Genomic DNA, 23,549 nt, shown 5'->3' on the forward strand with positions numbered 1-23,549 from the left:
TGCTTTGAGATGAAGGAGACCAGCAATTTGGATGAGTTTGCGAGTATTCATCATTGGACGGCAGGCAAGCAAGAAAGTGCTTGGCAGCGCGAGCGCGGCGTGGTTATAGGGATAGGCGATGATACCGCCGTAGTTGATCCCGCTTCTGCTGCGGATGGCATTGCTGCTCCAAAGCGGATGCTGCTGGCCGTCGACACGATGGTGGAGACGGTACACTTCAAGCCGTCGACGATGCGGGACGAGGATGTCGGCTATAAGGCGCTTGCCGCCAACATTAGCGATATTGCCGCGATGGGAGGCGTGCCTTTGCATGCGCTCGTCTCGGTCAGCGTGCCGCCATCGTATACGCCGGAGCGAATGCGGAGGCTGTATGATGGGCTGTACGAGTGCGCCGAGCGCTACGGGGTTGCCATTGTAGGCGGCGATACGACGTCGGCGCCGGAGCATTTGGTTGTCGCTGTAACGGTGGTTGGCACCGTGGAAGCAGGGCGTGAGCTGTGTCGCTCGGGCGCAAAGCCGGGCGATGCTGTGTTTGTGACCGGCGCCGTAGGCATGTCGGCGGCGGGATTGCATGCGCTCCTTGCAGAGGAGGAGCGCGTGGTGCTGCAGCCCGCGGATTTCAGCGCGGGTAGGGAAGGTTTGCTTGTGCAGGCGCATCAGCGGCCAAATCCTTCAGTTCGTGCGGGAAGGCTGCTGCTTGAGCACGGGAGCTGTCGTTCACTTAATGATGTAAGCGACGGCCTCGCGAGCGAAGCATGGGAAATTGCTGAAGCGTCGGGGGTTCGCCTCGTGCTTTATGAGAAGCTTCTGCCAAAGAGCGGCAGCTTGGCTGCTTACGCTTCAAGTGTAGGAATAGATCCGCTGGAATGGATGCTTTATGGCGGAGAAGATTACGTCTTACTAGGCACGATGGCACTAGAGCATGCGGAAGCGATGCGAGCAGCTTTTCATGAAGAAGGTATTCCTTTTTTTATAATTGGGGAAACCGAAATGGGGGAGCCCGCTGTTGAGCTTATTCGACACGATCAAGCTTATATGGAAAAAGAGTCGCTGCCTCATTTGGAGAAGAGAGTTTTGCTTAAGAAACGCGGATATAATCATTTTTTGACATGAACGGGTGAATAGCATGCAACAACAGATAAGCCATGCCACTTGGCTGGCACAATCGGAACAAGACACTGTAACGCTAGCCGAACAGCTTGCAGCTTGGGTAAAACCAGGTACATTGCTTGCATTGGATGGTGATCTGGGCGCGGGAAAAACTAGATTTTCACAAGCTTTTGCAGGTGCAATCGGTGTGAAAGGCATTGTGAATAGTCCGACATTTACAATTATAAAAGAATACGAAGGGAATCAGCTTCCCTTTTATCATATGGATGTTTACAGGCTGTCGCTGGAGGAAGCGGATGAGCTTGGTTTGGATGATTATTTTTATGGCGATGGCATAACGATTGTGGAATGGGCTAGCTTGATCAAGGAGCTGCTGCCAGCTGAGCGGTTGGAGCTGTATATTGAGCATCTTGGCGATGAAGCACGGCGCATACAATTGACCGGCTACGGTGAAATTTACGCAGGCTGGTGTGAAGCTTTAAGCAAGTTAGGAGCAGACAGATGAGTAATGAGCAGAGAAATCAAACGGGACCGATACTCGCTTTAGATACGTCCACGGCGTCGATGGCAGCTGCTATCGTTAGCGGTCATGAGGTGCTTGCGGATATTCAAACGTTAGCGGAAAGAAACCATTCTGTACACGTTGTGACGCATATTCAAGAAATGCTGCGAAAAAGCGGCCTTGCTAATACGGACATCGAGGCGATTGCGGTTGGGAATGGACCAGGATCATATACAGGAATGCGTATTGCGATCTCTGTAGCAAAAACGTTGGCATGGGTATGGAACAAGCCGCTGGTGAGCGTGTCCAGCTTGGAGGCCATAGCATATGGTGCTTGGCATCAGCAGGTGAGCGGAATTGCGGAGCTGGATAAAGCGCGTAATGGCGAGCATTGGGTATTTCCGATTATGGATGCAAGGCGCGGTCAGGTGTATACATCGGCTTTCTCGATGACGGATACATCTGAATGGACTCGCTGGCTGGATGATGGCGTTCGTATTATGAAAGATTTTGTAGATCAGCTTGAGCAGCGATTAGCGAATTTGCCGGCTGGAAGCATAAGGAGCATCTCACTCGTCGGCGACCTGTCGCTTCATGAAGAAAGCGCGATGCACTTGAAGCAGATTGGCGAGGCAGCAGGCGTTATCGTTCAGCTTCAAACCTTTATCCAAGAGGGCAAATGGATAGCAGAGCTTGGCCTCAAAAGACTACAGTCAGGTCTATTAGAAGATCCGCATACTCTTATTCCTAACTACACTCAGCTAACTGAGGCTGAGGTCGTATGGAAGGCAAAGCAGGCAGGTGAAGCTAAGGCATGAAATTAGAAGTGAACAAACTCATTTTTCGAGCGATGACTATGGCAGACATACCCGCTATCGTTGCGATTGAACAGGAAGCCTTTACGAGTCCATGGACTGTGGAAGCATTCACGAATGAGCTCATGAACAACTTATTTGCTCGCTATATGATTATGGAATATGAGGAACAAATAATAGGCTACGGCGGCATGTGGGTTATTATGGACGAAGCACATGTAACGAATATTGCGGTACGCTCAGATTATCGCGGGCAAGGTTTAGGAAACTGCTTGCTTAATGAGCTGCAGCGGACGGCAGTTTTCTTTGGCGCGGTAAAGATGACGCTAGAGGTTCGTCCCTCCAATGAAATTGCGCAAAACCTTTATCGGAAATACGGTTTTGAGCCTGCCGGCATACGCCCGCGGTACTACTCGGACAACAATGAAGACGCGCTTATAATGTGGGCTGAGCTAGACAAAGAGCGGTTGAAGGTAAGGGAGCAATGAATGTGAATCAATCGAAACAGGCAGTGAATGAACAGCCAATGAATGATCTTGTTTTGGCGATTGAAACGAGCTGCGACGAAACGTCAGCGGCGGTTATTCGCGGTGGAAAACATATTTTATCGAATGTCGTGTCCAGCCAAATTGAAATACATGAACGATATGGCGGTGTAGTTCCCGAGATTGCATCGCGTAAACATGTAGAGTCGATTACATTGATAATAGAACAGGCTGTCAAGGAATCAGGGCTGACGCTAAAGGATATGTCAGCTATCGCAGTCACACAAGGTCCCGGTCTTGTAGGGGCTTTGCTCGTAGGTATTGTAGCCGCCAAAAGCCTGTCTATGGCATTAGATATTCCATTGATCGGTACGCATCATATTGCAGGTCATATTTATGCAAATGAGCTCGTTCATGACATTATATATCCATGTATGGCGCTAGTTGTTTCGGGGGGCCATACAGAGTTAGTTCTGTTAAAAAGCGAAGGTGATTTCCAAGTTGTTGGCCGTACTAGGGATGACGCAGTCGGTGAAGCATATGACAAGGTAGCGCGTGCGCTGCACTTGCCTTACCCAGGAGGGCCGCATATCGACAAGCTTGCAGTCGAAGCAGACGAATCGATTACTTTGCCTCGTGCATGGCTGGAACCGGATAGCTATGATTTTAGCTTTAGCGGCTTGAAATCAGCAGTACTAGCGGTTATTAATCAGACGAGAATGAAAGGTTTAGTCCTGAATGAGGCGGCACTTGCTCGCGGATTCCAAGAGTCAGTCACTGAGGTGCTCGTCACAAAAGCTCTGCGCGCAGTCAAACAATATGGCGCAAAGCAGCTGCTGCTTTGTGGCGGCGTGGCAGCGAATAAGGGCTTGAGGGCAGCTTTAAGTGCAAAGTGCACGTCAGAACGTGTGCCTCTGCTCATACCGCCGAATTCGCTGTGTACAGATAATGCTGCAATGATTGGAGCAGCGGCTTATTTGAAGCTAAAACGGTCGCAATTCACAGATCTTGACATGAAAGCTGACCCTGGTTTATCGCTTGAGAGCTGGTCAGTGAGCAATATGCCACATTCGTTGGCTGAATAGGGGCTAATAAAAAATATTTTCAATTGGAATTGACAGACAATTTATTAGAGCATATAATAAGCAACAATACTTCAAACTTCAACTTCATACGTTACAAACGCAAAGAACAGGAATAGTAAAGCTTGTCCGGGAATGTCTGAAACGTCACTATGAATGTGCATCATTCATACGTCGTTATGACACAAGAGAGCTGCGGGATGGTGCAACGCAGTCGAAGGATGCTTGAAACTCGCCTGGGAGCGGAACAGTGGAAACGATGGCAGCATGAGTTCATGCTGATAGCCATGCAGGTACACTGTTACGGTTAACCACCGTAATCGGGTGCATGTGAGTCAACATCCGGAGTTGGCCATATGCTTAAGTTGGGCGTCCCTGCTCGTTTGCGAACGTATGGGTGTCAACAAGGGTGGTACCGCGCGGGTCATAATAACCTGTCGTCTCTTGATTCAAGAGATGACAGGTTTTTCTTGTTGTCTTGAAGTGAAGGATTTAACGATTTAATGAGCAGCAACAATCCATATAGAGTAAAAACGCAATGAACAGGAGCAGTAAAACAGTAGGCTGGCAAAACGAATTTCAAGATATGTTCATCAAAAGCGGATGAACGAATTGAAATCGTACAGAGAGCTGCGGGGTGGTGTGACGCAGTCGAAGCTGAGGTTTGAATCTCGCCTGGGAGCGGAACGTGGGAAGCAAGCTGTCATAAAAGACAGTTTTTGTCTACAACGTTACGGTTAGCCGCCGTCATCGGGCATTTAAGCGGGCTCGGTTCCCGCAGCAAGCTATTCAATATTGCCTTTTTTGCAAGGCAGCATTGTTTTAAGCTTCTGCAGTAAGAATCGGTCAATTAGAGTGGTACCACGGCAGCGTAAGCGCGTCGTCTCTTACAAGGAGACGTCGCGCTTTTTTTTGTACCCAAAAATGAAAAAATACGTCCAAACGAATCCCTAGGAGGAATTAACAATGACAAACGAAATGAAAAAAATCCAAATTTTTGATACAACTCTTCGTGATGGCGAGCAGTCACCAGGTGCTTCAATTGATCCTGAACGTAAAATTATTATTGCACGCCAGCTTGGCAAGCTTGGCATTGATGTTATTGAGCCAGGTTTCCCGGTTTCCAGCCCAGGCGAATTCGCGGCTGTACAGCAAATTTCACGTGAGCTTCAGCATGTAGAGATTGCAGGTTTTGCGAGAGCGGTAAAGGTTGATATTGACGCTGCAGTGAAAGCGACACAGGATGCAGCACGCAGACGCCTTCACTTGTTTATATCCTCCTCCGATATTCATCTTAATCATCAGCTTCGCAAATCTCGAGAAGAGGTCATTAAGATTGCGAGAGATATGGTTGCTTATGGCAAGCAATTCGTAGATGAAATCGAGTTTTCTGCAATGGATTCCACACGATCTGGCAGAGATTTTGTGATTCAGCTCGTTGAGGCGGTTATTGCGGAAGGTGCGACTATCATTAACCTGCCTGATACGCTTGGTTATGCTATGCCAGAGGAAATGAGCGAGCTGTTCCGCGCGGTGCGCAAGCAAGCCAGAGGCGGAGATACGGTGAGATATAGTGCCCATTGTCATAATGACCTAGGCCTTGCTGTAGCTAACAGTATTTCGGCTATTAATGCAGGTGCCACACAAATTGAAGTGACTGTAAACGGGATTGGCGAACGAGCGGGCAACTGCTCTCTAGAAGAGCTGGTTATGGCAATAGAAACGCGCAAGGATGCTATTCAAGCAGAAACAAACATTAAAATTAGCGAAATTTATGAAACCTCTCGTTTGGTTAGTCGCGCTATGCATTTCCCGATTGCTTACAATAAGCCAATCGTTGGCCGCAATGCATTCCAGCATGAATCGGGCATCCATCAAGACGGCTTGCTGAAAAACCGTAACACGTATGAAATTATGGATCCGGAAGCGATGGGTATTTCGCGGAACATGATTATATTAGGCAAACATTCCGGCCGCCATGCGATTAAACATCGCCTTGCTGAGTATGGCATCGATATGACAGAAGTGCAGCTGCAGGATGTGTACGATAAATTCAAGGAAGTCGCTGATGCTCAAAAAATCGTGACAGATGATGAATTGATTCGTATCGCAGGTGAGCTGACACAGACGCAGCCAGATCCATATGTACTGGTTGATCTGCATGTTCACGCTGGTACGCAGCCTTCACGTACAGCGACGGTTACCATCCGTGAGAATGAGTTTGGTGTAGAACAATCTTATATCGCAATGGGAGGCGGCCCTATTGAGGCAGTGATCCATGCCATTCAACAAGCAATTCCAGTAGCAGCGGAGTTCGAGGATTTGGAGCTTCATTCGCTATCAACTGGCGAGGATGCTCACGGTGAAGCGGTCGTCAGCATTATTCATCAACAGAAACGATTCCGCGGTACATCCATTCATAGTGATATTGTGCTTGCAGCCGCTCAAGCTTATGTTTCAGCGTGCAATCAAGCAGTTATGACGACAGGCAGCAGAGTAGTAGAAGTAATCCAAGCTAAAGCTGCCAACTAATTTCCCATAAGGCCAACGGATTGCTTTTCCCATAGTAGAGTGAGTTCTTTCTATTATGGGAATAAGCGCTGCTGTGGGCATAAAACCTCAAGGAGGTATATGTGATGAGTAAAATTATTCAATATTATAATCAGTTTGATGAATGGGGGCGTCTCGATAGAGCGCCCCTTGAGTTTATCGTCAACTGGCATTTTATTCGAAATTACTTGCCTGAGCGTGGACATATTTTGGATAATGGCGCCGGGCCTGGGAAATATGCGATGGAACTAGCTGATAGCGGCTATGATGTCACGTTAACAGATTTGACCCCAAGGCTGGTACAATTAGCCGCTGAGAAGGCAGAGGAGCTTGGGCTTACAGATCGTTTTAAAGGTTTCCACGTTGCAGATGCTAGAAGCTTGAGCTCGTTTGCAGATGAGACTTTTGATGCTTCATTGATGATGGGGCCGCTCTATCATTTACAGAAGGAAGAGGATCGTGAACAGGCGGTTAAGGAGCTATATCGTGTAACACGGAGTGGTGGGTATGTGTTTATCGCCTTTATGACACGTATTAGGCATTTGCTAAATGCTCTTGCTTATCCGCAAAGCTGGAAGCCTCTTGATTCAATGGATGAGATTCAGCAGTTTATGGATTCAGGTGTTTTTAATCATTCAGATGAAGGCAGATTCACGGGAGCCTATTACTACGATATAGATGCGATTAAGCCGTTTATGGAGGTGCAAGGGTTTGAAACGGTCAAGCTGATTGGTTCCTCCAGCGTTGCAGGAGCCCTTACAACGGAGCAGTTCGATTATTGGAGGTCTCAGGGAAACAAACAATTCTCTGATTTCATGCAAATGATTTATGATTCTGCTGAAAATATTCATTTATTAGGTTCAGCTTCACATTTGCTTTACATCGGAATTAGAAAATAGCAATAAAAAATTGCCAAAATTAGTGTTGTGCACAAAGTTATCCACAAAGAGGCTTCATTTTGTGGATAAAAGAGTGAAATGCCCGAAAACACTGGGTTTACGAAAGATCAATATTGTGAACGGAAAGGGGATATTATTTGCGGTGTATAACTGTGGATAATGTGTATAACGTGGATAAAATAAATAAATGTAAGAAATTGTACCTATAAAACGACGGATTCCGCTAAAATGCTACTCTTATACGTAGGTACTATCGACAGAATTAACTAACAATTTATACAGAACTGTTGATATCTCTGTGGATAATGGTGATTGGTTGTTTATAGCAGCTTTTGGAATCATTAGTAAGCTTCCTTTTGTTTTGCGCTAGCATTGCGGTCACGCAAAAAAATTGCGTGAATTACTAGACAGGTTTTCGGTGAAAAAGTTAACGGTATGCGTTATCTTGAAACTATGACGCATACCAAAACATAAATCTCACCTTATAGCTTTTAGTGATAGGCAATGCTTAAGTGTGAATGGAGGTTAACCAAGGAATGGATAAGCAAACGATCATTCAGGTAAGCTCGGTCAGCAAGTACTATGGTGCGAATAAGGCAGTGGATCAGGTTTCCTTCAAAGTAAACGAAGGTGAAATATTCGGTATTATCGGTACGCACGGCGCGGGAAAAACGACGTTGCTAGAGATGCTAATGGGGATTCGTATGCCTGACCAAGGCAGTATACGCATCTATGGACATGATGTGGTGCTGGATGCAGAAAAATTGAAGGAAGACATCGGAATTCATCTGCAAAGCACAACCTTAGTAGATAAAATGAATGTTCGAGAGGCAATGGAGCTTTTCCAAGGTTTTTATAAACGGAAAAATAATTTGGATCACATCATTGAACAGTTTGGGCTTAGTCCATATTCGGATAAACTAGTTAAACGTTTATCAGGCGGTTGGAGACAACGTACGGCACTAGCTATCGCATTGGTGAACGATCCAAAAATCATATTTTTGGATGAACCCACAACAGGACTGGATCCGCAAGCCAAACGTGATTATTGGTCACTGCTGCAGATTCTTAGACAACAAGGGAAAACAATTATTGTCGCTTCTCATGATATGGAGGAAATTCAGCGCAATTGCGATCGTGTATGTGTGATGCGCAAGGGAGAATTCATTACTTGCGATAACCCGTCTACACTTATTGCACAGCTGCCTGGCGGCGGCATGACAATGGAAGCCGTTTATATGCATCACGCAGTTGAGATGAATGGGAGTGTCAGCATATAAGAAAAACAAAAACTAAAAGTATGTTTATTGCACATGTATTCCTCAAGGAGGGCTTTTTAGTAAATGGATCATCGAGATCGCATCGAAAGTCCGTCAGTCGAGCGCAGAAAACTATTGGAGAAGAGAATGGAGATGATTACAAACTTAATCAATCAAATGAATGAGGGGGAGAGTCAGAAGCAAGAAGATCAAAAGCAAAAAAAACAAAAGCGCAGAGACGACTGCAACGGCATAAGGACACTACATCGGTTAGGACGATTTGTAACTGTATTTCAGCGTATGTTTATGTAACGATTTAGTAGTATAATATAATGATCTTGATTTGGCGGAGGATCGATTGTGAACGATTGTATTCCACTCATTGGTCAACACATGCGATTATTGGTTCAGCGTTTCTTTACAGCTGAGCCTCTTGCACGTTATGCAGAGCAGTTTATTGCGGACAAGCTTGAAGAGACGATTCGATTTGGTCAACTGACGGTTATTCATTACCGCATGTTTGGCGGAAAAGGCGAAGACCCCATAAAAGCAGCTGCTGCAGTCGAATTATTTATTTTGGCGTCGGATATATTGGATGATTTGCAGGATCAGGATGTTCCAAGCAAGCCTTGGATGAAAGTCCCAATGCCTATAGCCATTCATGTTGCCTCCTCTCTACTAACTTTGTCGCAGCAAGCAATGTTAAGCAGCACATCTAATCATGAGATTCGATTGGCACTCACAGAAATGATGAATGCGCAGCTTTTGAAGGCCGCAAATGGTCAAATGCTTGATATTATGAATGAAATGAACGACGAGGAATCCTATTTGGATGTCGTAAAACAAAAGTCTGCTACGCTTCTTCAACTAGCGTGTATGGCCGGCGTAATATTGGCTGGTCGCCCTTGGAATGAAACCGTAGCAGAATATGCGCTAGAAATAGGTGTTTCAGCTCAAATTCAAAATGACCTCCGAGATTTGCTGCGATGGGATGAAAAAAGTGATTTTCTTCAACGTAAATGCACCTTGCTTACTCTGTATTTAATAGAAGGAGAAGCAGAAGAGGATCGCTGGATTAAAGAGTATTTTGAGGGTCGGTTAACTTCCGAAGAAATTGCGATGAAAAGAGAGCTTTTTCTTGAAACCTGTGAAAGAACAGGAACTATATTATATGGCTCTGTCATGAGTCGGATGCACTATAATTGCTTTGAGGAATTAGTAGACTCCATACAGGAAATAAGTCCTTGGAAAGCGGAATTTTTGCACATAATAAACTCTAAAAATGCATAACAACAAACCACGCAAAACGTCTTTCGGTAAATACGAATCACTTTTGCGTTTCCTGTCGTATCTATTCCTGTTATAGTAGAAAAGAAGAAAAGATTACTAATATAGTAGTAGAGAAGCGGAGGAGTTAATATGTTAAAAGAAGCTATTCGTCAGTTGGTAAGCAACACTGAAAAAATGTCTATGGCTATGGGTGGACAAATGCAAGTAGCAGGTGTTTCAGTTGCTGAACAACGCGCTCTTCTTGGCGAACTAAAGAACAAAAACGAAAAAAATAGCGGCTACGCATACATGTGGAATTAGCATACTGATTTGTAGGGAAGGAAGAGGAGTGCATGAGACCTAACTTATTTAACCGAATTGTTGCAATCCTCTTCCTGTTTGTCTTGTTAGGTTCTGTTTTATATTTAACCTCGGTAATCGTAAGAATTCCTTCAATCGGTGCTGTACTAGTGGAGGAGCCAGGTAATCGTTATTTTGTTAAGTCGATAGAACCAGCGGGACAAGCGGATGTAAAAGGTATTGAAATAGGCGATCAGATTTTAGAAATAAACGGTGATTCAGTACAGGATTTTGAGTATGTAAAGAAATATAATTCAATTGAATCGGCAGATTACGTTCTTGTTTTACATAAGGATAAAGTTACACAGAAAATTGAGTTTCCCAAGGGGTGGACAGGCGACCATTCGTTATGGGAGCTGCTGATTCAGTTGTATATCCCTGGTGTTTCACTCATTATTTTTTGTGCGTTTTCAGGATTTTTGTATGCAAAACGAAGGAATGATAAGGCTGTAATCATTCTTATTTTGTTTTTTATTTCGATTGGCTTAAGTTACTATAGTTCTGCAGCATCAAGTCGAAGCGATTCTGTTGGGCTTACTATTATTTATTTGGTTCTACCCAACATACCATTGCTGTTTATGAGCTTCATGAACATTTATTTAAAGCGATTCGATGTTCATTTTATTAGTAAATCAATATTGAACACTTTATATGGGATTGTGGGTTTTGTAGGAATCATAAGCTTAATTTATATCTGGACAGATTTAGCGTCAAATAACATCTATACCTATATTCAAATAGCCTATAGCAGTTCTGTGCTGATAGGTAATTTTGTATGCGTTTATATGCTTGTGCGAAAGTTTATAAAGCATCGACGTACAAAGCTGCATTCTCTGTTCACCATTACGTTGATCTCGCATCTAGTTGCTTTTACTCCGTTTGCATTAATGAACTTGCTGCCTCAAATTATTGGCAAGGACCAAGTTTTTCCAGCCGCTTTTACTGCGCTATTCCTATTCTTATTACCTATCGTTTATTTCTATCTGTCTACCTCAAATCAATTATTTGATATTGACTTTATTCTAACTAGATTTAAATATTATACGGCGCTAGCCTTTATTCCAGCTGTCATTGTGGCTGCACTTGTAGCGTTTGTATTACTAGGAGAGAACAATCCGTCATGGTCCGCGTGGTTTGGCGTATTTTTTGTCATTTACATCGGAATGACGTTGTTTTTATATGGGAAGGAACAAATTGATCAAAGGTTCAGACCTAAGCTCTTTAAGGCGATGTATAGTTATCAGGATAGTCTGGATCGTTTCTCGCGAAAAATCGCTAGAGTAATGAAGCAAAGCGATTTGGAAGCTGTGCTTAAACAAGAGATTAGTGATCTGCTGCCAGTTAGTCGGATTACTTTTTTACTTATTGAGCAAACGGAGAATACCGTATACCCGATGGGCGATCATCCTGAGGAACTTATCACTGCCGAGTTTTTGCTCGGAACTGTAAATTCCTTACAGGTGGGCGAGTTAATCGAGCTGCCTTATGGACTCGGTCTCGTAATAGGCAGACAACGGTCTAGGTATCATATTTTGTGGATCGGCATGAAAACCAATCATACGCGCTTTAATTCGGACGAGCTTCGTTGGCTAAAGACGATGTCCAATTATTCCAGCATCGTATTTGAGAATCTATATTTAATTGAAGGTTTAATTGAGGATTTAGAGTCGGAGGTTCGCAAAGAGCATTCAACTTCACCATGGGTGCTGCGCCTTCTTTTCTGTTTGTCTGAGAACGAGAGAAGAAAACTTGCTGCTGACTTGCATGACTCAGCGCTGCAAGATCAGCTGCTTTGGTACCGGAAGCTTGAAGCCATTATGATGGATTATCCGATTTCGAATAGTTTGGGACGCGAGCTGGAGGATATTAAAGAAGGATTACTCGATGTTATCCATCAAATTCGTGAAACTTGTAATGAACTGCGTCCACCGCTTTTGAAGGAGATGGGAGTAGTCGAGGCTGTTGAATCGATTATTGAGCATACTCAAATGCGTGTTAACTTTGCAGTGGATTTTCGCGCAAAATCTTTTAATCGTCCGCTTAACGAGGAACAAATTACGGCGATTTACCGGATCGTACAGGAATTGCTGCGTAATGCGGACAAGCATTCTCAAGCTAAATTAGTTGTTCTTGAGCTTGAGCTGCGCAAAGGAACGATATATTTCCGATATCAAGATGATGGTGTCGGTATGGATGTAAATCAAATGAGTGTTTCTTTTGAACATATGGGCTTGTCAGGCATTAAAGAGCGGGTGACAGGTCTGGAAGGTGACATATCATTTTATTCGGAAAGCGGTAACGGCTTAGAGGTTGTCATCTTGCTGCCAGAGATCATGACAGCCGGTAGATCGGAGAGGGGTATATCGCGTGATTCGTATCTTATTAGTTGATGACCATCCTGCTGTCGGAGAAGGAACCAAAACAATGATTGAGCAAGACAGCGAGATGACGGTTTCGGTCGTTTTGTCCGCCATTGAGGCGCTCGATATTGTACAAATCCAGCAATTTGATCTCATTTTATGTGATTTGAATATGCCAGGCATTAGTGGATTGGAATTAACGAAACGTCTTATTCAACAGGATCCGGAGCGCAAGGTTATTATTTACTCGGGCTATGAGATTGGCTCGCATTTTAACTTGCTGATCGAATCAGGCGTCTCTGGTTTTATTTCCAAGACAGTATCAAGAGAACAGCTTCATAATGCAATTCGATGTGCCATGAGAGGGGACACGGTTATTCCGATCACCCTGTTAAAGCAGCTTAGAAGGCATGAAGTAACGATCGGACGGACAGAAGTAGCTGTTGAAGATGTGTCTATTAATGAGAAGGAACAGACCATATTACATGAAGTAGCTACTGGAATTAGCAATAAAGAATTGGCAGCCATGCTCCATGTTAGCCAGCGGAATGTCGAATATCAGCTGTCGCGTATATTTGATAAACTCAACGTACGGTCCCGCTCAGAAGCAATCAAGGAAGCACAGCGTTTAGGCTTGATCAGCTTAGAACAATACTAGAATTAGGTTAGATAACTTTAGCTTGTTTAGGTGGTTAAGTAGGATAGGAATGAATAAAACCGGCAGCTAAAGGATTATCCTTAAGCTGCCGGTTTTAATTGATTTACGAAACTTACATGTATTGTTCCCATTCCTCATATGCGGTCGATAGTGAGGTTTTAACAGCTTCAATGGCAGCTTGAATTTCTTGAATACGGATGTAATCATTAAAAATCGCAGGATCAGTGAGCTGTAATTCCAAATCGGTTATTTGCTGCTCCAGCGTAGCGATTTCCAGTTCTAATTGTTCAACTTTACGCTGACGTGTACGTTCTTCACGTTTTGCTTGCTTGTCCGCCTCATAAGAGTTGGCAGGTGAAATGTCGGATACGGCTGTTGTTTTTGAGTTTGAAGCCTGTTTTGACAGTGCTTCGAGCCGTGCTTCTTCGATTTCACTTTTTTTCTCTATCATTTCGTCATAATTTCCTAGGAAATGATCAGTACCTGACGACTTTAGTTCGACAATTCGTTCAGCCATCTTGTTTAGGAAGTAACGATCATGCGAAATGAAGAGCAAGGTTCCTTCATAGTCAAGCAATGCAGCTTCAAGAACTTCTTTGCTAAATAGATCGAGATGGTTGGTAGGCTCATCCAAAATAAGGACATTGGCCTCTGCAAGCATAAGCTTCGCTAGAGATACACGTGCCTTCTCACCGCCGCTAAGGGAAGAAATTCGCTTGAGTACGTCTTCGCCGCTAAATAAGAAGTTGCCGAGCACCGTACGAATACGTGCCTCCTCCATATGGGAGTAGCTGCCCCAGACCTCTTCAAGAACCGTATTTTGGCCGTTCAGCCTCGTTTGTTCTTGGTCATAGTAGCCGAGTTTGACGTGAGTTCCAAACTTAATTGTACCTGTTGTTGGTTCATTTTGACCGACAATAACCTTTAGCAGTGTTGATTTCCCAATCCCGTTCGGACCAATTAAGGCAACGGTTTCACCACGAGTGAGCTGGAAGGATACATTTTTAAAGATAGGTGTGTCCTTACCCGGGAAAACAACGGAAACCTCATTAACAGCAAGTACGTCTTTGCCTGTCGAACGCTCGATTTCAAATGTGAAATGAGCTTTTTTTAAATCACCCTGCGGCTTGTCCAGCCGATCCATTTTGTCCAAAGCTTTCCGTCTGCTTTGTGCACGTTTGGTCGTTGAAGCACGAACAATATTTCGTTGGACAAATTGCTCCATACGCGAAATTTCGTCCTGCTGTTTTTCGAATTGACGCATATTGATTTCGTACTCGGCAGCTTTCAGCTCCATATAGCGGCTGTAATTTCCAGTATACCGCTTGGAAGTATGACGCTCGATTTCGATAATGGTTTGAGCAAGAGCATCTAGGAAGTAACGGTCATGGGATACAACTAAGATGGCACCTGAATATCCGCGCAAATAGGACTCTAGCCACGTTAAAGTCTCAATGTCGAGATAGTTGGTAGGCTCATCAAGCATGAGCAGATCTGGTGCCTGAAGCAATATGCGAGCGAGTGCGAGCCGTGTTTTCTGGCCGCCGCTTAATGTTGATATTAAAGTGTCAGCTGGAAATGTTCCGAAACCCATACCGTGAAGAACACTGTTAATGCGCGTGTTGACCTCGAAACCGCCTTGCTCGCGGTACCAATCTGAACGCTTGGCATAACGATCGAGTATGGCTGTATAACGTTTCTCATCCTGATGAAGTTCGGGATCTGCAATTTTCACTTCAAGATCACGAAGCTCTTGCTCTGCTTCAATTAGATGTGAGAAAACGGCAAGCATTTCTTCACCAATCGTTCGATTGGATTGCAATCCGCTATTCTGAGCGAGATAACCAATTTTAGTTTCTTTGGCTTTATGAATAGCGCCAGAATCTGCGGACATTTCGCCTGCAATGATTTTGAGCAGTGTAGACTTGCCTGCACCGTTCACACCTACGAGACCAATACGTTCTCGTTCCAGCACCTGCATCGAAATATTGGATAATACGACATTTACGCCGTAGCTTTTTGTTACGTTAGAAACCTGCAGCAGCATTTTGAAACCTCCAACAAATAAATGGTAAAGAACGAATGCTCATACTACATATTAGTGTACCATAAACGAGCGCTAGCATTGGCGAAAGTTGCACAACAATGTTAAACTACAATTAATGAAAGAAAATGATGGGAACTAGAATAGGTGAATGCTTTTGGTTGAACCAAATCAACGGGGCGATAAGGCTTACATACGAAGTCAGATAACGATAAAACGAAATAAATTACCAGTCGAGCAGCGGCGATTATGGTCAGAAGCAGCTTGCAAGAAAGCGATGGCTTTTATTGAAAGCCATTCGGTCGGCGCGTTTATGGTGTATGTGTCTTTTCGGAGCGAGCTTGATTTGTCGGGTCTTATTGAATGGGGCTGGCGAACAGGGCGAGAAGTCATTGCGCCAAGATGCATCGCAGCAGATCGTTCCATGGAGCTCTATACCTTGCGGAGCTGGGATGATCTGATACCTGGTGCATATGGAATTATGGAGCCGAATCCGAATACAGCGCAGCTTTTTAAGGACAATTGCGAACTGGGTGTTGTGTTTGTGCCGGGACTAGCCTTTGATCTTCAAGGAGGCCGGCTTGGTTATGGAGGCGGTTATTATGACCGATTTGCTGAATCATTTCAAAACAATGCTTCTAAGCCGTACTGGCTTGGAATAGCGTTCGAGACGCAGCTCATTGATAAGGTGCCTCTCGAGGGGCATGATTTGAAAATGGATGGCTTGATTACTGAAAAAAACATGTATTTAGTTTAGAGGAAATGCAGCTGAATGATTGCCAAGCGAGCTATGAACGTTAAAGGCGAACCGTTCATTAGCGCTAGAAGGAGCGTTTGAGGTGGATTTGACACATTTTAACGAGCAGGGCCGGGCGCGAATGGTAGACATCTCTGACAAGGAAGTCACTTCCCGCACGGCAGTCGCTCAAACCAGGATAACGATGAACCGAGATACATTAGAACAAATTAAGGCTGGCAAGATTGGGAAGGGCGATGTACTGGCTGTGGCTCAGGTTGCTGCAGTTATGGCTGCCAAAAAAACGTCAGATTGGATTCCAATGTGCCATCCGCTACCGCTCACAGGCATCAATGTGGTTTTTAGCGATAACGGAACGGATGAGCTTTACATAGAAGGTACAGTAAAGACAACAGGAAAAACCGGCGTGGAAATGGAAGCACTGACAGCCGTGTCTGCCGCAGCTCTAACGGTTTACGACATGTGCAAAGCGCTGCAAAAGGATATGGTTATCGGTCCTACGCAGCTGGTTTCAAAAACGGGCGGAAAAAGCGGCGATTATCGAATTTCGTCAAACCCATGAGCGAAATAGGAATGGGAGGAATGGTAAATGCGGTGGAAAGTAGCAATTTTGACAGCAAGCGATAAAGGATCACGTGGAGAACGTGAGGATACGAGTGCCCAGGTTATCCGTGAATTGGTTGAGGAAGAGCTGGGTGGAGAAATTATTGATTATCGGATTGTACCGGATGAGCAGGATGAGATAATGGCAGCCATCATAGAAATGACAGAGTACTTCCATGCGGATCTTGTGCTTACGACGGGCGGCACAGGTCTTGCAGAGCGCGATGTTACGCCTGAGGCAACGCTCAAGGTTATTGACCGTGCTGTTCCGGGAATTGCGGAAGCGATGCGTATGGGCGCTCTCCAAAAAACAAGAAGAGCAATGCTCTCAAGAGGCGTCTGCGGCATAAGAGGCAGCTCACTAATCGTTAACCTGCCTGGGAGTCCAAAGGGCGTACACGAGAGCTTAATGGCGATCATGGATCAATTGCCGCATGCTCTGGGCATTTTATCCGGAGAACTGGGGGAACATAGCGTATGAGTCAGCAGCAGCATCATGCTAAGAACGGAACAGAGCAGCATGGATCGACGACACTAAGAGAAGTTTCCGTATATGATGCGATCGGACTGCGACTAGCTCATGATTTAACGCGAATTATTCCAGGTCAGTTTAAGGGTCGATTGTTCAAAAGAGGTCATGTCGTGGTAGAAGCGGACATACCTAATCTTCTCGATATTGGCAAGGAGCATATCTATATTATGGAGCTTGGAGAAAACGAGCTTCATGAAGATGATGCAGCCATTCGAATGGCTGAAGCGTTATATGACGAGAAACTCATTCTTTCAGAGCCGCATGAGGGCAAGGTGAGCATTAAAGCAAACCAGCTAGGCCTTGCGGAGATCGATAAGGCGTTAGTTGATGCCATTAATGAGCTAGGTGAAATTGCATTAGCAACGATTAAGGCAAAAACAGTCGTTAAGCCGGGACAAGCGCTGGCTGCAACAAGAGCCATTCCGCTTGTCGTACCCAAATCGAAGGTGGAGACGGTGGAGAGGCTTGCAGCCGAATACCGCGAAGCGAATGGCGGAGCTTCACCGCTGCGCGTTCGCCCTTTCCGTAAATTTCGCGTCGGTTTGTTGACGACGGGCGGCGAAGTTTTTAACGGAAGAATTGAAGATAAATTTGGTTCGGCAGTAAGAAGCAAGCTCGAGGAGCTTGGATCAGAAGTTGCAGAGCAGCGGTTTGCACCCGATGATCGACAAACAATTGTCAAGGAAATACACTATTTGCTTGCACAACGTTATGATATGATACTAGTGACTGGCGGAATGTCGGTAGATCCCGACGATCGCACTCCTGGAGCCATAAAGGAAACAGGTGCGGATATCGTAAGTTATGGAACTCCGATGCTGCCAGGCTCAATGCTGCTTATTGGTTATTTAAACGGAGTGCCGATATTGGGGCTTCCAGGCTGCGTCATGCATGATCCATATACATCATTCGATGTGCTGCTGCCGCGGATTTTAGCGGGAGATACGATTGTTCGTGAAGATATTGTCAGCATGGGATATGGCGGCTTAAATAGCTGTTAAGTATGAGCTGCTTAATAATGATGCTGCTACATAAAATTACGAGGAGGTTGGCAAATGTCAGGAATTGGTGCAACAGGTGTTATACTGCTCGTGTTGGTTGCTTTGCTACTATTTGGACCAAACAAGCTTCCAGAACTTGGACGTGCATTCGGACGGACATTGCGAGAGTTTAAATCCGGAGCAAGAGAGATCATGGATGATGATGATCGTGACCGTGATCGCAAGGACAAAGATTCGAGCCGTGTTGATGTGAGTCGCTCGGAAAATAGTGATAAAGACAATAAGCGGCTGCCGGATTAATCGGGCCCGCTTTTTTCTTGAAAAAAAGTTTACCGCTAGGCGAAGGAGGTATCGTGCAGGTGGGATCGGAAGGAAACAGCAAATCGGAGCATAAATCACGTAAAGCGCTTCTTCGAGAAGAAGGGTTGATGCCGCTATTGGAGCATCTTGGCGAGCTGCGCAAGCGTATCATTTACGTGCTTATTATTTTAACGTTAGGCTTAGTCGTCGGACTTATATTTGCACAGCCTACCTATAACTTTCTAATGAGCCAGAAGCCTGCTAATACAATTTCGTTACATACGTTTTCCCTTTGGGATGGCATTGGCATGTATATGAAATTTGCATTTGTCATTGCTTTAATTATTTCTTTGCCTGTTATTGCATATCAGCTTTGGGCATTCGTAAAGCCGGCTTTGCGCAAGAACGAGCAGCGTTCCACGCTTAAATATGTTCCGTTTGCACTAATCATGTTTTTAATTGGATTGGCGTTTTCTTATTTTGTCGTCTTTCCACTCGCTTTTAATTTCACAAGAACAGTATCACAACATTTAAACCTTGAGGAAACATATGGTATCGCGCAGTATTTTACGTTTATGTTTAATCTGCTCATTCCGATATCGCTATTATTCGAACTGCCGCTAGTCATCATGTTTTTGACAGCTATTCGTTTAGTGAATCCACAGCGGCTGCGCAAAATGCGCCGTCTAGCGTATTTCATCATGGTGCTTATCGGAGTTATGATTACGCCGCCGGATTTCATATCGGACATATTAGTGGCGATCCCATTACTCGTTCTATATGAGATTAGTGTGTTTTTATCAGGCTCGGTACACAAAAAGCAGCTTGCCGCTGATGCAAAATGGGAAGCGGAATATGGCGAGTCAATGTCTGAAGCATAGGAAGAAGAAGGGGAATGTCCTCTTCTTCTTTTTTTTTATATAAGAAGCTTATAAAGGGCTTATAGTTCTCCGTCAAAGCTGCTTTAACATCCAGAGGACGCCGAAGGCGAGTTTGCGTGGTTGACAAAAACATCATTTCCGCATAATATTTAAACAGTTGTTTAAAACAATTGTTTAAATAGAGAAAACGGGAGTGGATCATATTGAAAAATACACTAATTGCTTTTATGAAACGACCAACGACTATTGTTGGTATATTTACGGCAATCATGTTCCAAGTTATTTTTTCGGTCATTTGGATGACAGGTTATAACGGTGTTACTGACCGCGTACAAAATTTGCATATTGCTATTGTCAATGAAGATGAACAGATGGGACAGAAGATTGCTGGCAACCTTGTTCAGAACTTGCCTTTTAACATGAGTGAAATCAGCAGCATTGATGAGGCGAAGCAGCAGCTGAATGAGCGTGAGCTGCAGATGGTCGTATGGATACCGGCGGATTTCTCTCAGAAGGCTTCAGCAGCCGATGGTACAGCCTCCATTCAATATGTAATAAACGAATCAAATCCAGCACTGATTAAAAGTATTATGAGTGGTGCAGCCGGACAAATAACAGCAGAAGTAAATAAGCAGGCCGTATCGGGCGGCATTCAAACCGTACTTGGCAACATGCAGCTGCCAGCAGAGCAAGCTGGAGCAGCGGCACAAGGATTGTCAGAGCGGGTTAAATCTGAAATTCAGTCAACGAACGTGATACAAGGAATGAACAATCAAATGGTTCCGATGATGCTGGTGCTTGCTTCTTATGTTGGCGCGATGATCATGGGTATGAACTTTGAGCAATCTTCCCTTTCACTAGGAGCAACAACAAGCAGATGGAAACGTTTCGGCGCAAGAAGCGTAATTAATGTAGGAGCAGGTGTCATTGTTTCGTTAGTAGGTTCTTCCTTGCTTGCTGCATTTGGCGGTCAGATGGAACAAGGATTCCTTCATATTTGGCTGTTCCAGCTGATGTTCGTATTAACATTTATATTCGTTTCGCAAATGTTTATTTACCTGTTTGGTTTAAGCGGCATGCTGTTCAATATTATTTTATTGTCGGCACAGCTTGTTACCTCTGGTGCGATCGTACCGCGTGAATTGTTATCCGACTTTTACGTCAAGCTTGGTGATATTCTTCCAGCAACGTATGCAGTTGAAGGTACGATGAATATTTTGTTCGGCGGCCCAGCTGCTACAGCTGACTCTTTGTCACTGAGCGTTATTGCTGTCGTTGCCTTTGCAGTTAGCGTAGTTGCGGTTGCGCTGAAGCGCCAAGCCGCTCCTGTAGTGCAGCCTACAGCAGTTATTGCAGGGCAAAAACGATAATTCAAATGCAGTTTGCTGTTGGTTTAGTGTGGTTCAAAATAAAAGATATTGTTTTTATGGGGGCCCGTCATGACAACAGGAGATGCGGATATTAAAATTAGAATATTGTCAGCTGCCAAAAAGCTGTTTGCGGAAAACGGCTTCGATAAAACGACCGTTAGGCAAATATGCGAAGAGGCTGGAGCTAATGTTGCGCTCGTCTCGTATCATTTTGGCGGGAAAGAAAATATGTTCTATGCTTTATTTGATCATTATTTTCCAAACAATCAAATTGCCGAGCTAGACCCCATGCAGATAGATCCGGTAGAGGGTGTTAGACTTATTGTTCGTGAGGTAACTAATTTCCGCTACAGCGACTATCAATTAATTAACATTATTCAGCAAGAAGTTATCATGAACACGGATCGAATTGAGAAGATACGCAAGCATGTGATGCCGATGTGGGGAAAGCTCAGATACTGGCTTAAAGAGGGCAATGAGCAAGGTTTATTTCAATTCAACTCCTTAGATAACACCTTGTTTTCCATTATCGGAACGTTGCTCTTTCATCGGAATAGCCAATATTGGGCTATCTTGCATGAAGAAGAGCGTTCATCACAGGAAGCGATCGTCGAGGATTTAACCTTATTTATTTTGGGTGGATTGTACTATAGAGGCGAATAGCTGAAACCATGAAATACCGTGCGCGAGAAATCGCCGTACGGTATTTTTTTTGTTACAGCCTTCTGCTATTCATAAACTACTGGTACAATTTAGGTGCAACGATTATGAAAGTATCGAGTTTCAAGCATAATGCCCGTTTAGTATAAAGCCAGCAGCTGCGCAGGCAGAATAGGAGCGAGATTATACAAATGAAACGTGACCGGATACAGGAGATTTTGGAGCAGCATAGGAAAAAAGGGCTGACGCTTCTTGCCTCAGGCGGTGAAATCCAGAAGCCCAGTTCGCAACTGTGGAATCAGTCCATTAATGAACAGCTCCTTGAAGAGATTAAAAGGGATGCCGATCGCTTCATACTTACCCCTGATCCTGAGCTCACCTACTCTCTCTTTCGTGTTTATGGAGATACGGGAGAGCGCTTAGCTTATGAACGAGTATATTTTGAGAGGCGAAAAAGATTGAATTCGTATGTCATTATGGCGCTGCAGGAGCCGGAAAATGTAGACTACGAAGTTGCCGCTCTTAATATGATCTGGTCGGTTTGCAATGAGTTTACATGGTGTCTGCCTGCTCATTTTAATGAAGGATCAGACAGGCTGGACATCGATTTATTTTTGGCGGAGACTGGGTTTGCACTGAGTGAGATAAAGTTGTTATTAGGTGACCGCTTGCCGGATTTGCTGCGAAGGCGTATAGAGGCTGAGGTAGAAAATCGCCTATTCCGTCCTTTTTTGGAGCAAGGCCCGTACGGGTGGGAGACAGCGGATCACAATTGGGCGGCTGTATGCGCGGGTTCGGTTGGGGCAGCGGCACTTTATCTCATTGATGATTCGTATAGACTGTCGCAAGTGCTGGAACGTGTGCTTCATTCGCTTGATTGTTATTTGAGTGGATTTGGCGATGACGGCGCGTGTGCGGAAGGTTATTTATATTGGCAGTATGGTTTCGGGTATTATGTATATTTTGCTCAGATGTTAAAAGCGGCAACAAATGGAGAAATCAACTTATTTACTTCGAATAAGGTGAAGGAGATTGCACTTTTTCAGCAGAAATGTTTTACGGGAAACAGCACGGTCGTTAACTTTAGTGATTCACGTCCTGAAAGCGGTATATTCATGGGGCTCAGCTGCTCTCTGCATCAGGAGTTTGCAGAGGTCATTGTACCGGATGCGAGCCTTAGAGCGGAGTATGCTGCTGATCATTGCGGACGCTGGGCGCCGGCGATTCGTAATTTGATGTGGATAAAAGAAGAATGGATGGTGGCGACTGAAAGTAAAACGATCTGGCCTGCCGAGTCCTATTACTTATCTGATGTGCAGTGGCTTCTGTCTAGACATGCAAGCGAGAACGGAGGCAACTACAGCTTTGCGGCAAAAGGGGGCCATAATGAGGAGCCTCATAACCACAATGATGTGGGCCATTTCATCATACATGCTGATGGGCAAGCTTATTTAGCGGATTTGGGCAGCGGAAAATATACGGCGAAATATTTTGGCCCGGAGCGGTATTCGATTTGGTGCAATGGCTCTCAGGGTCATTCGGTTCCTATCATAGACGGCTCTCATCAACAAAATGGGGCTGCGTTTCGAGCAGCAGTTATGGAAGCGTCAACAAATGCGAATATGGATAAGTTTGCGCTGGAAATCAGCTCGGCGTATGGCCATTCCAAGCTGGAGCGATTGGAGCGCCGATTCCTATGGGAAAAGGAAAAGCTGCCACGCCTGACGCTGACGGATACGATTTGGATGATACCAAATGGAGAAGAATCGGATGCTGTGCGGCAAGTTACAGAGCGGTTCATTTCGTTTCTTGTTCCTGAGCTGGCGGAGGAAGGTCGAGTGATTTTAACAGGACAACGCCAATTATTCATTAATTATGATCATCAGGTTTGGAAGCCAGTCGTTACCGCAAGAAGCGATATCGATCATTATGGCGTTGAGCGATACTGGTATACGCTTGATTTTGAATGGAAAGCAGCAGTTGAAGTGCCGTTGATTGCAAATTTTATTTTTCAATTTGAATCATAACTACAATATTCGATGCGAGGAGCGA

The 23,549-nt window shown here is 44.7% G+C and carries 23 protein-coding genes; 22 read left to right on the forward strand and 1 reads right to left on the reverse strand.

Translation table 11 applies throughout. The features are described from left to right. Window positions 1–9 precede the first annotated feature (9 nt). The 13 genes from thiL to ACIFSR_RS10250 all read left to right on the forward strand — a co-directional run bounded on the left by thiL (window position 10) and on the right by ACIFSR_RS10250 (window position 13,349). Window positions 10–1,113 (forward strand): thiamine-phosphate kinase, encoded by a 1,104-nt coding sequence (gene thiL / locus ACIFSR_RS10190; RefSeq protein WP_430057376.1) that lies wholly within the window; start codon window positions 10–12, stop codon window positions 1,111–1,113. 13 nt (window positions 1,114–1,126) lie between these two features. Further along, entirely contained in the window at window positions 1,127–1,615 is a 489-nt protein-coding gene (gene tsaE, locus ACIFSR_RS10195; protein WP_339207219.1) for a tRNA (adenosine(37)-N6)-threonylcarbamoyltransferase complex ATPase subunit type 1 TsaE, read from the forward strand. Further along, complete coding sequence (gene tsaB, locus ACIFSR_RS10200; RefSeq protein ID WP_430057200.1) at window positions 1,612–2,430, forward strand: tRNA (adenosine(37)-N6)-threonylcarbamoyltransferase complex dimerization subunit type 1 TsaB; 819 nt, start codon at window positions 1,612–1,614, stop codon at window positions 2,428–2,430. The genes tsaE and tsaB overlap by 4 nt, the downstream gene beginning before the upstream one ends. Further along, a complete protein-coding gene (gene rimI, locus ACIFSR_RS10205; protein WP_339207222.1) occupies window positions 2,427–2,915 on the forward strand; it encodes a ribosomal protein S18-alanine N-acetyltransferase in 489 nt (162 codons plus the stop codon). The genes tsaB and rimI overlap by 4 nt, the downstream gene beginning before the upstream one ends. 38 nt (window positions 2,916–2,953) lie before the next feature. Beyond that, window positions 2,954–3,997 (forward strand): tRNA (adenosine(37)-N6)-threonylcarbamoyltransferase complex transferase subunit TsaD, encoded by a 1,044-nt coding sequence (gene tsaD, locus ACIFSR_RS10210; RefSeq protein WP_430057378.1) that lies wholly within the window; start codon window positions 2,954–2,956, stop codon window positions 3,995–3,997. A gap of 963 nt (window positions 3,998–4,960) precedes the next feature. Further along, window positions 4,961–6,526 carry a 2-isopropylmalate synthase gene (locus ACIFSR_RS10215; RefSeq protein WP_430057202.1) on the forward strand — a complete coding sequence of 522 codons (1,566 nt, stop codon included), beginning with the start codon at window positions 4,961–4,963 and terminating at the stop codon, window positions 6,524–6,526. Between the two features lie 104 nt (window positions 6,527–6,630). Further along, the gene (locus ACIFSR_RS10220; protein WP_430057204.1) at window positions 6,631–7,443 is read left to right on the forward strand and encodes a class I SAM-dependent methyltransferase; all 813 of its coding nucleotides are present in this window, start codon (window positions 6,631–6,633) and stop codon (window positions 7,441–7,443) included. 536 nt (window positions 7,444–7,979) lie between these two features. Further along, a complete protein-coding gene (locus tag ACIFSR_RS10225; RefSeq protein WP_076269663.1) occupies window positions 7,980–8,723 on the forward strand; it encodes an ABC transporter ATP-binding protein in 744 nt (247 codons plus the stop codon). A gap of 63 nt (window positions 8,724–8,786) precedes the next feature. Beyond that, entirely contained in the window at window positions 8,787–9,014 is a 228-nt protein-coding gene (locus ACIFSR_RS10230; RefSeq protein WP_076269664.1) for a hypothetical protein, read from the forward strand. A gap of 48 nt (window positions 9,015–9,062) precedes the next feature. Continuing rightward, window positions 9,063–9,992, forward strand: a complete 930-nt coding sequence (locus ACIFSR_RS10235; protein WP_430057206.1) for a polyprenyl synthetase family protein — start codon at window positions 9,063–9,065, stop codon at window positions 9,990–9,992. A gap of 129 nt (window positions 9,993–10,121) precedes the next feature. Next, entirely contained in the window at window positions 10,122–10,292 is a 171-nt protein-coding gene (locus ACIFSR_RS10240; protein ID WP_339207229.1) for a competence pheromone ComX, read from the forward strand. A 32-nt stretch (window positions 10,293–10,324) separates the two neighbouring features. After that, complete coding sequence (locus tag ACIFSR_RS10245) at window positions 10,325–12,721, forward strand: ATP-binding protein (protein WP_339207230.1); 2,397 nt, start codon at window positions 10,325–10,327, stop codon at window positions 12,719–12,721. Beyond that, window positions 12,699–13,349 carry a response regulator gene (locus ACIFSR_RS10250; RefSeq protein WP_430057207.1) on the forward strand — a complete coding sequence of 217 codons (651 nt, stop codon included), beginning with the start codon at window positions 12,699–12,701 and terminating at the stop codon, window positions 13,347–13,349. Before ACIFSR_RS10245 ends, ACIFSR_RS10250 begins: the two co-directional genes overlap by 23 nt. Window positions 13,350–13,461: 112 nt before the next feature. Here ACIFSR_RS10250 and ACIFSR_RS10255 read toward each other — a convergent pair whose 3' ends face one another. Then, window positions 13,462–15,396: an ABC-F family ATP-binding cassette domain-containing protein gene (locus tag ACIFSR_RS10255; protein ID WP_339207234.1), complete on the reverse strand. Its 1,935-nt coding sequence runs from the start codon at window positions 15,394–15,396 to the stop codon at window positions 13,462–13,464. Window positions 15,397–15,550: 154 nt separating this feature from the next. Between ACIFSR_RS10255 and ACIFSR_RS10260 the strand changes: the two genes are divergently transcribed. The 9 genes from ACIFSR_RS10260 (at window position 15,551) to ACIFSR_RS10300 (ending at window position 23,524) form a co-directional block, all read left to right on the forward strand. Beyond that, window positions 15,551–16,150: a 5-formyltetrahydrofolate cyclo-ligase gene (locus ACIFSR_RS10260; RefSeq protein WP_430057208.1), complete on the forward strand. Its 600-nt coding sequence runs from the start codon at window positions 15,551–15,553 to the stop codon at window positions 16,148–16,150. Window positions 16,151–16,232: 82 nt separating this feature from the next. Then, window positions 16,233–16,712, forward strand: coding sequence for a cyclic pyranopterin monophosphate synthase MoaC (gene moaC / locus ACIFSR_RS10265; protein WP_430057210.1), 480 nt, complete (start codon window positions 16,233–16,235; stop codon window positions 16,710–16,712). Between the two features lie 27 nt (window positions 16,713–16,739). Beyond that, window positions 16,740–17,234 (forward strand): MogA/MoaB family molybdenum cofactor biosynthesis protein, encoded by a 495-nt coding sequence (locus ACIFSR_RS10270; protein WP_054026672.1) that lies wholly within the window; start codon window positions 16,740–16,742, stop codon window positions 17,232–17,234. Beyond that, entirely contained in the window at window positions 17,231–18,286 is a 1,056-nt protein-coding gene (locus ACIFSR_RS10275) for a molybdopterin-binding protein (RefSeq protein ID WP_430057212.1), read from the forward strand. The genes ACIFSR_RS10270 and ACIFSR_RS10275 overlap by 4 nt, the downstream gene beginning before the upstream one ends. Before the next feature lie 54 nt (window positions 18,287–18,340). After that, window positions 18,341–18,586 carry a twin-arginine translocase TatA/TatE family subunit gene (tatA, locus tag ACIFSR_RS10280; protein WP_339207243.1) on the forward strand — a complete coding sequence of 82 codons (246 nt, stop codon included), beginning with the start codon at window positions 18,341–18,343 and terminating at the stop codon, window positions 18,584–18,586. 128 nt (window positions 18,587–18,714) lie between these two features. Next, a complete protein-coding gene (gene tatC / locus ACIFSR_RS10285; protein WP_076269790.1) occupies window positions 18,715–19,467 on the forward strand; it encodes a twin-arginine translocase subunit TatC in 753 nt (250 codons plus the stop codon). A 203-nt stretch (window positions 19,468–19,670) separates the two neighbouring features. Then, window positions 19,671–20,837: a YhgE/Pip domain-containing protein gene (locus tag ACIFSR_RS10290; protein ID WP_339207245.1), complete on the forward strand. Its 1,167-nt coding sequence runs from the start codon at window positions 19,671–19,673 to the stop codon at window positions 20,835–20,837. 69 nt (window positions 20,838–20,906) lie between these two features. Further along, the gene (locus tag ACIFSR_RS10295; protein WP_339207246.1) at window positions 20,907–21,500 is read left to right on the forward strand and encodes a TetR/AcrR family transcriptional regulator; all 594 of its coding nucleotides are present in this window, start codon (window positions 20,907–20,909) and stop codon (window positions 21,498–21,500) included. Window positions 21,501–21,688: 188 nt separating this feature from the next. Next, window positions 21,689–23,524, forward strand: a complete 1,836-nt coding sequence (locus tag ACIFSR_RS10300; RefSeq protein ID WP_430057213.1) for a hypothetical protein — start codon at window positions 21,689–21,691, stop codon at window positions 23,522–23,524. Window positions 23,525–23,549 lie beyond the last annotated feature (25 nt).

The organism is Paenibacillus sp. NRS-1760 (assembly GCF_050467785.1).
GTDB lineage: Bacteria > Bacillota > Bacilli > Paenibacillales > Paenibacillaceae > Pristimantibacillus.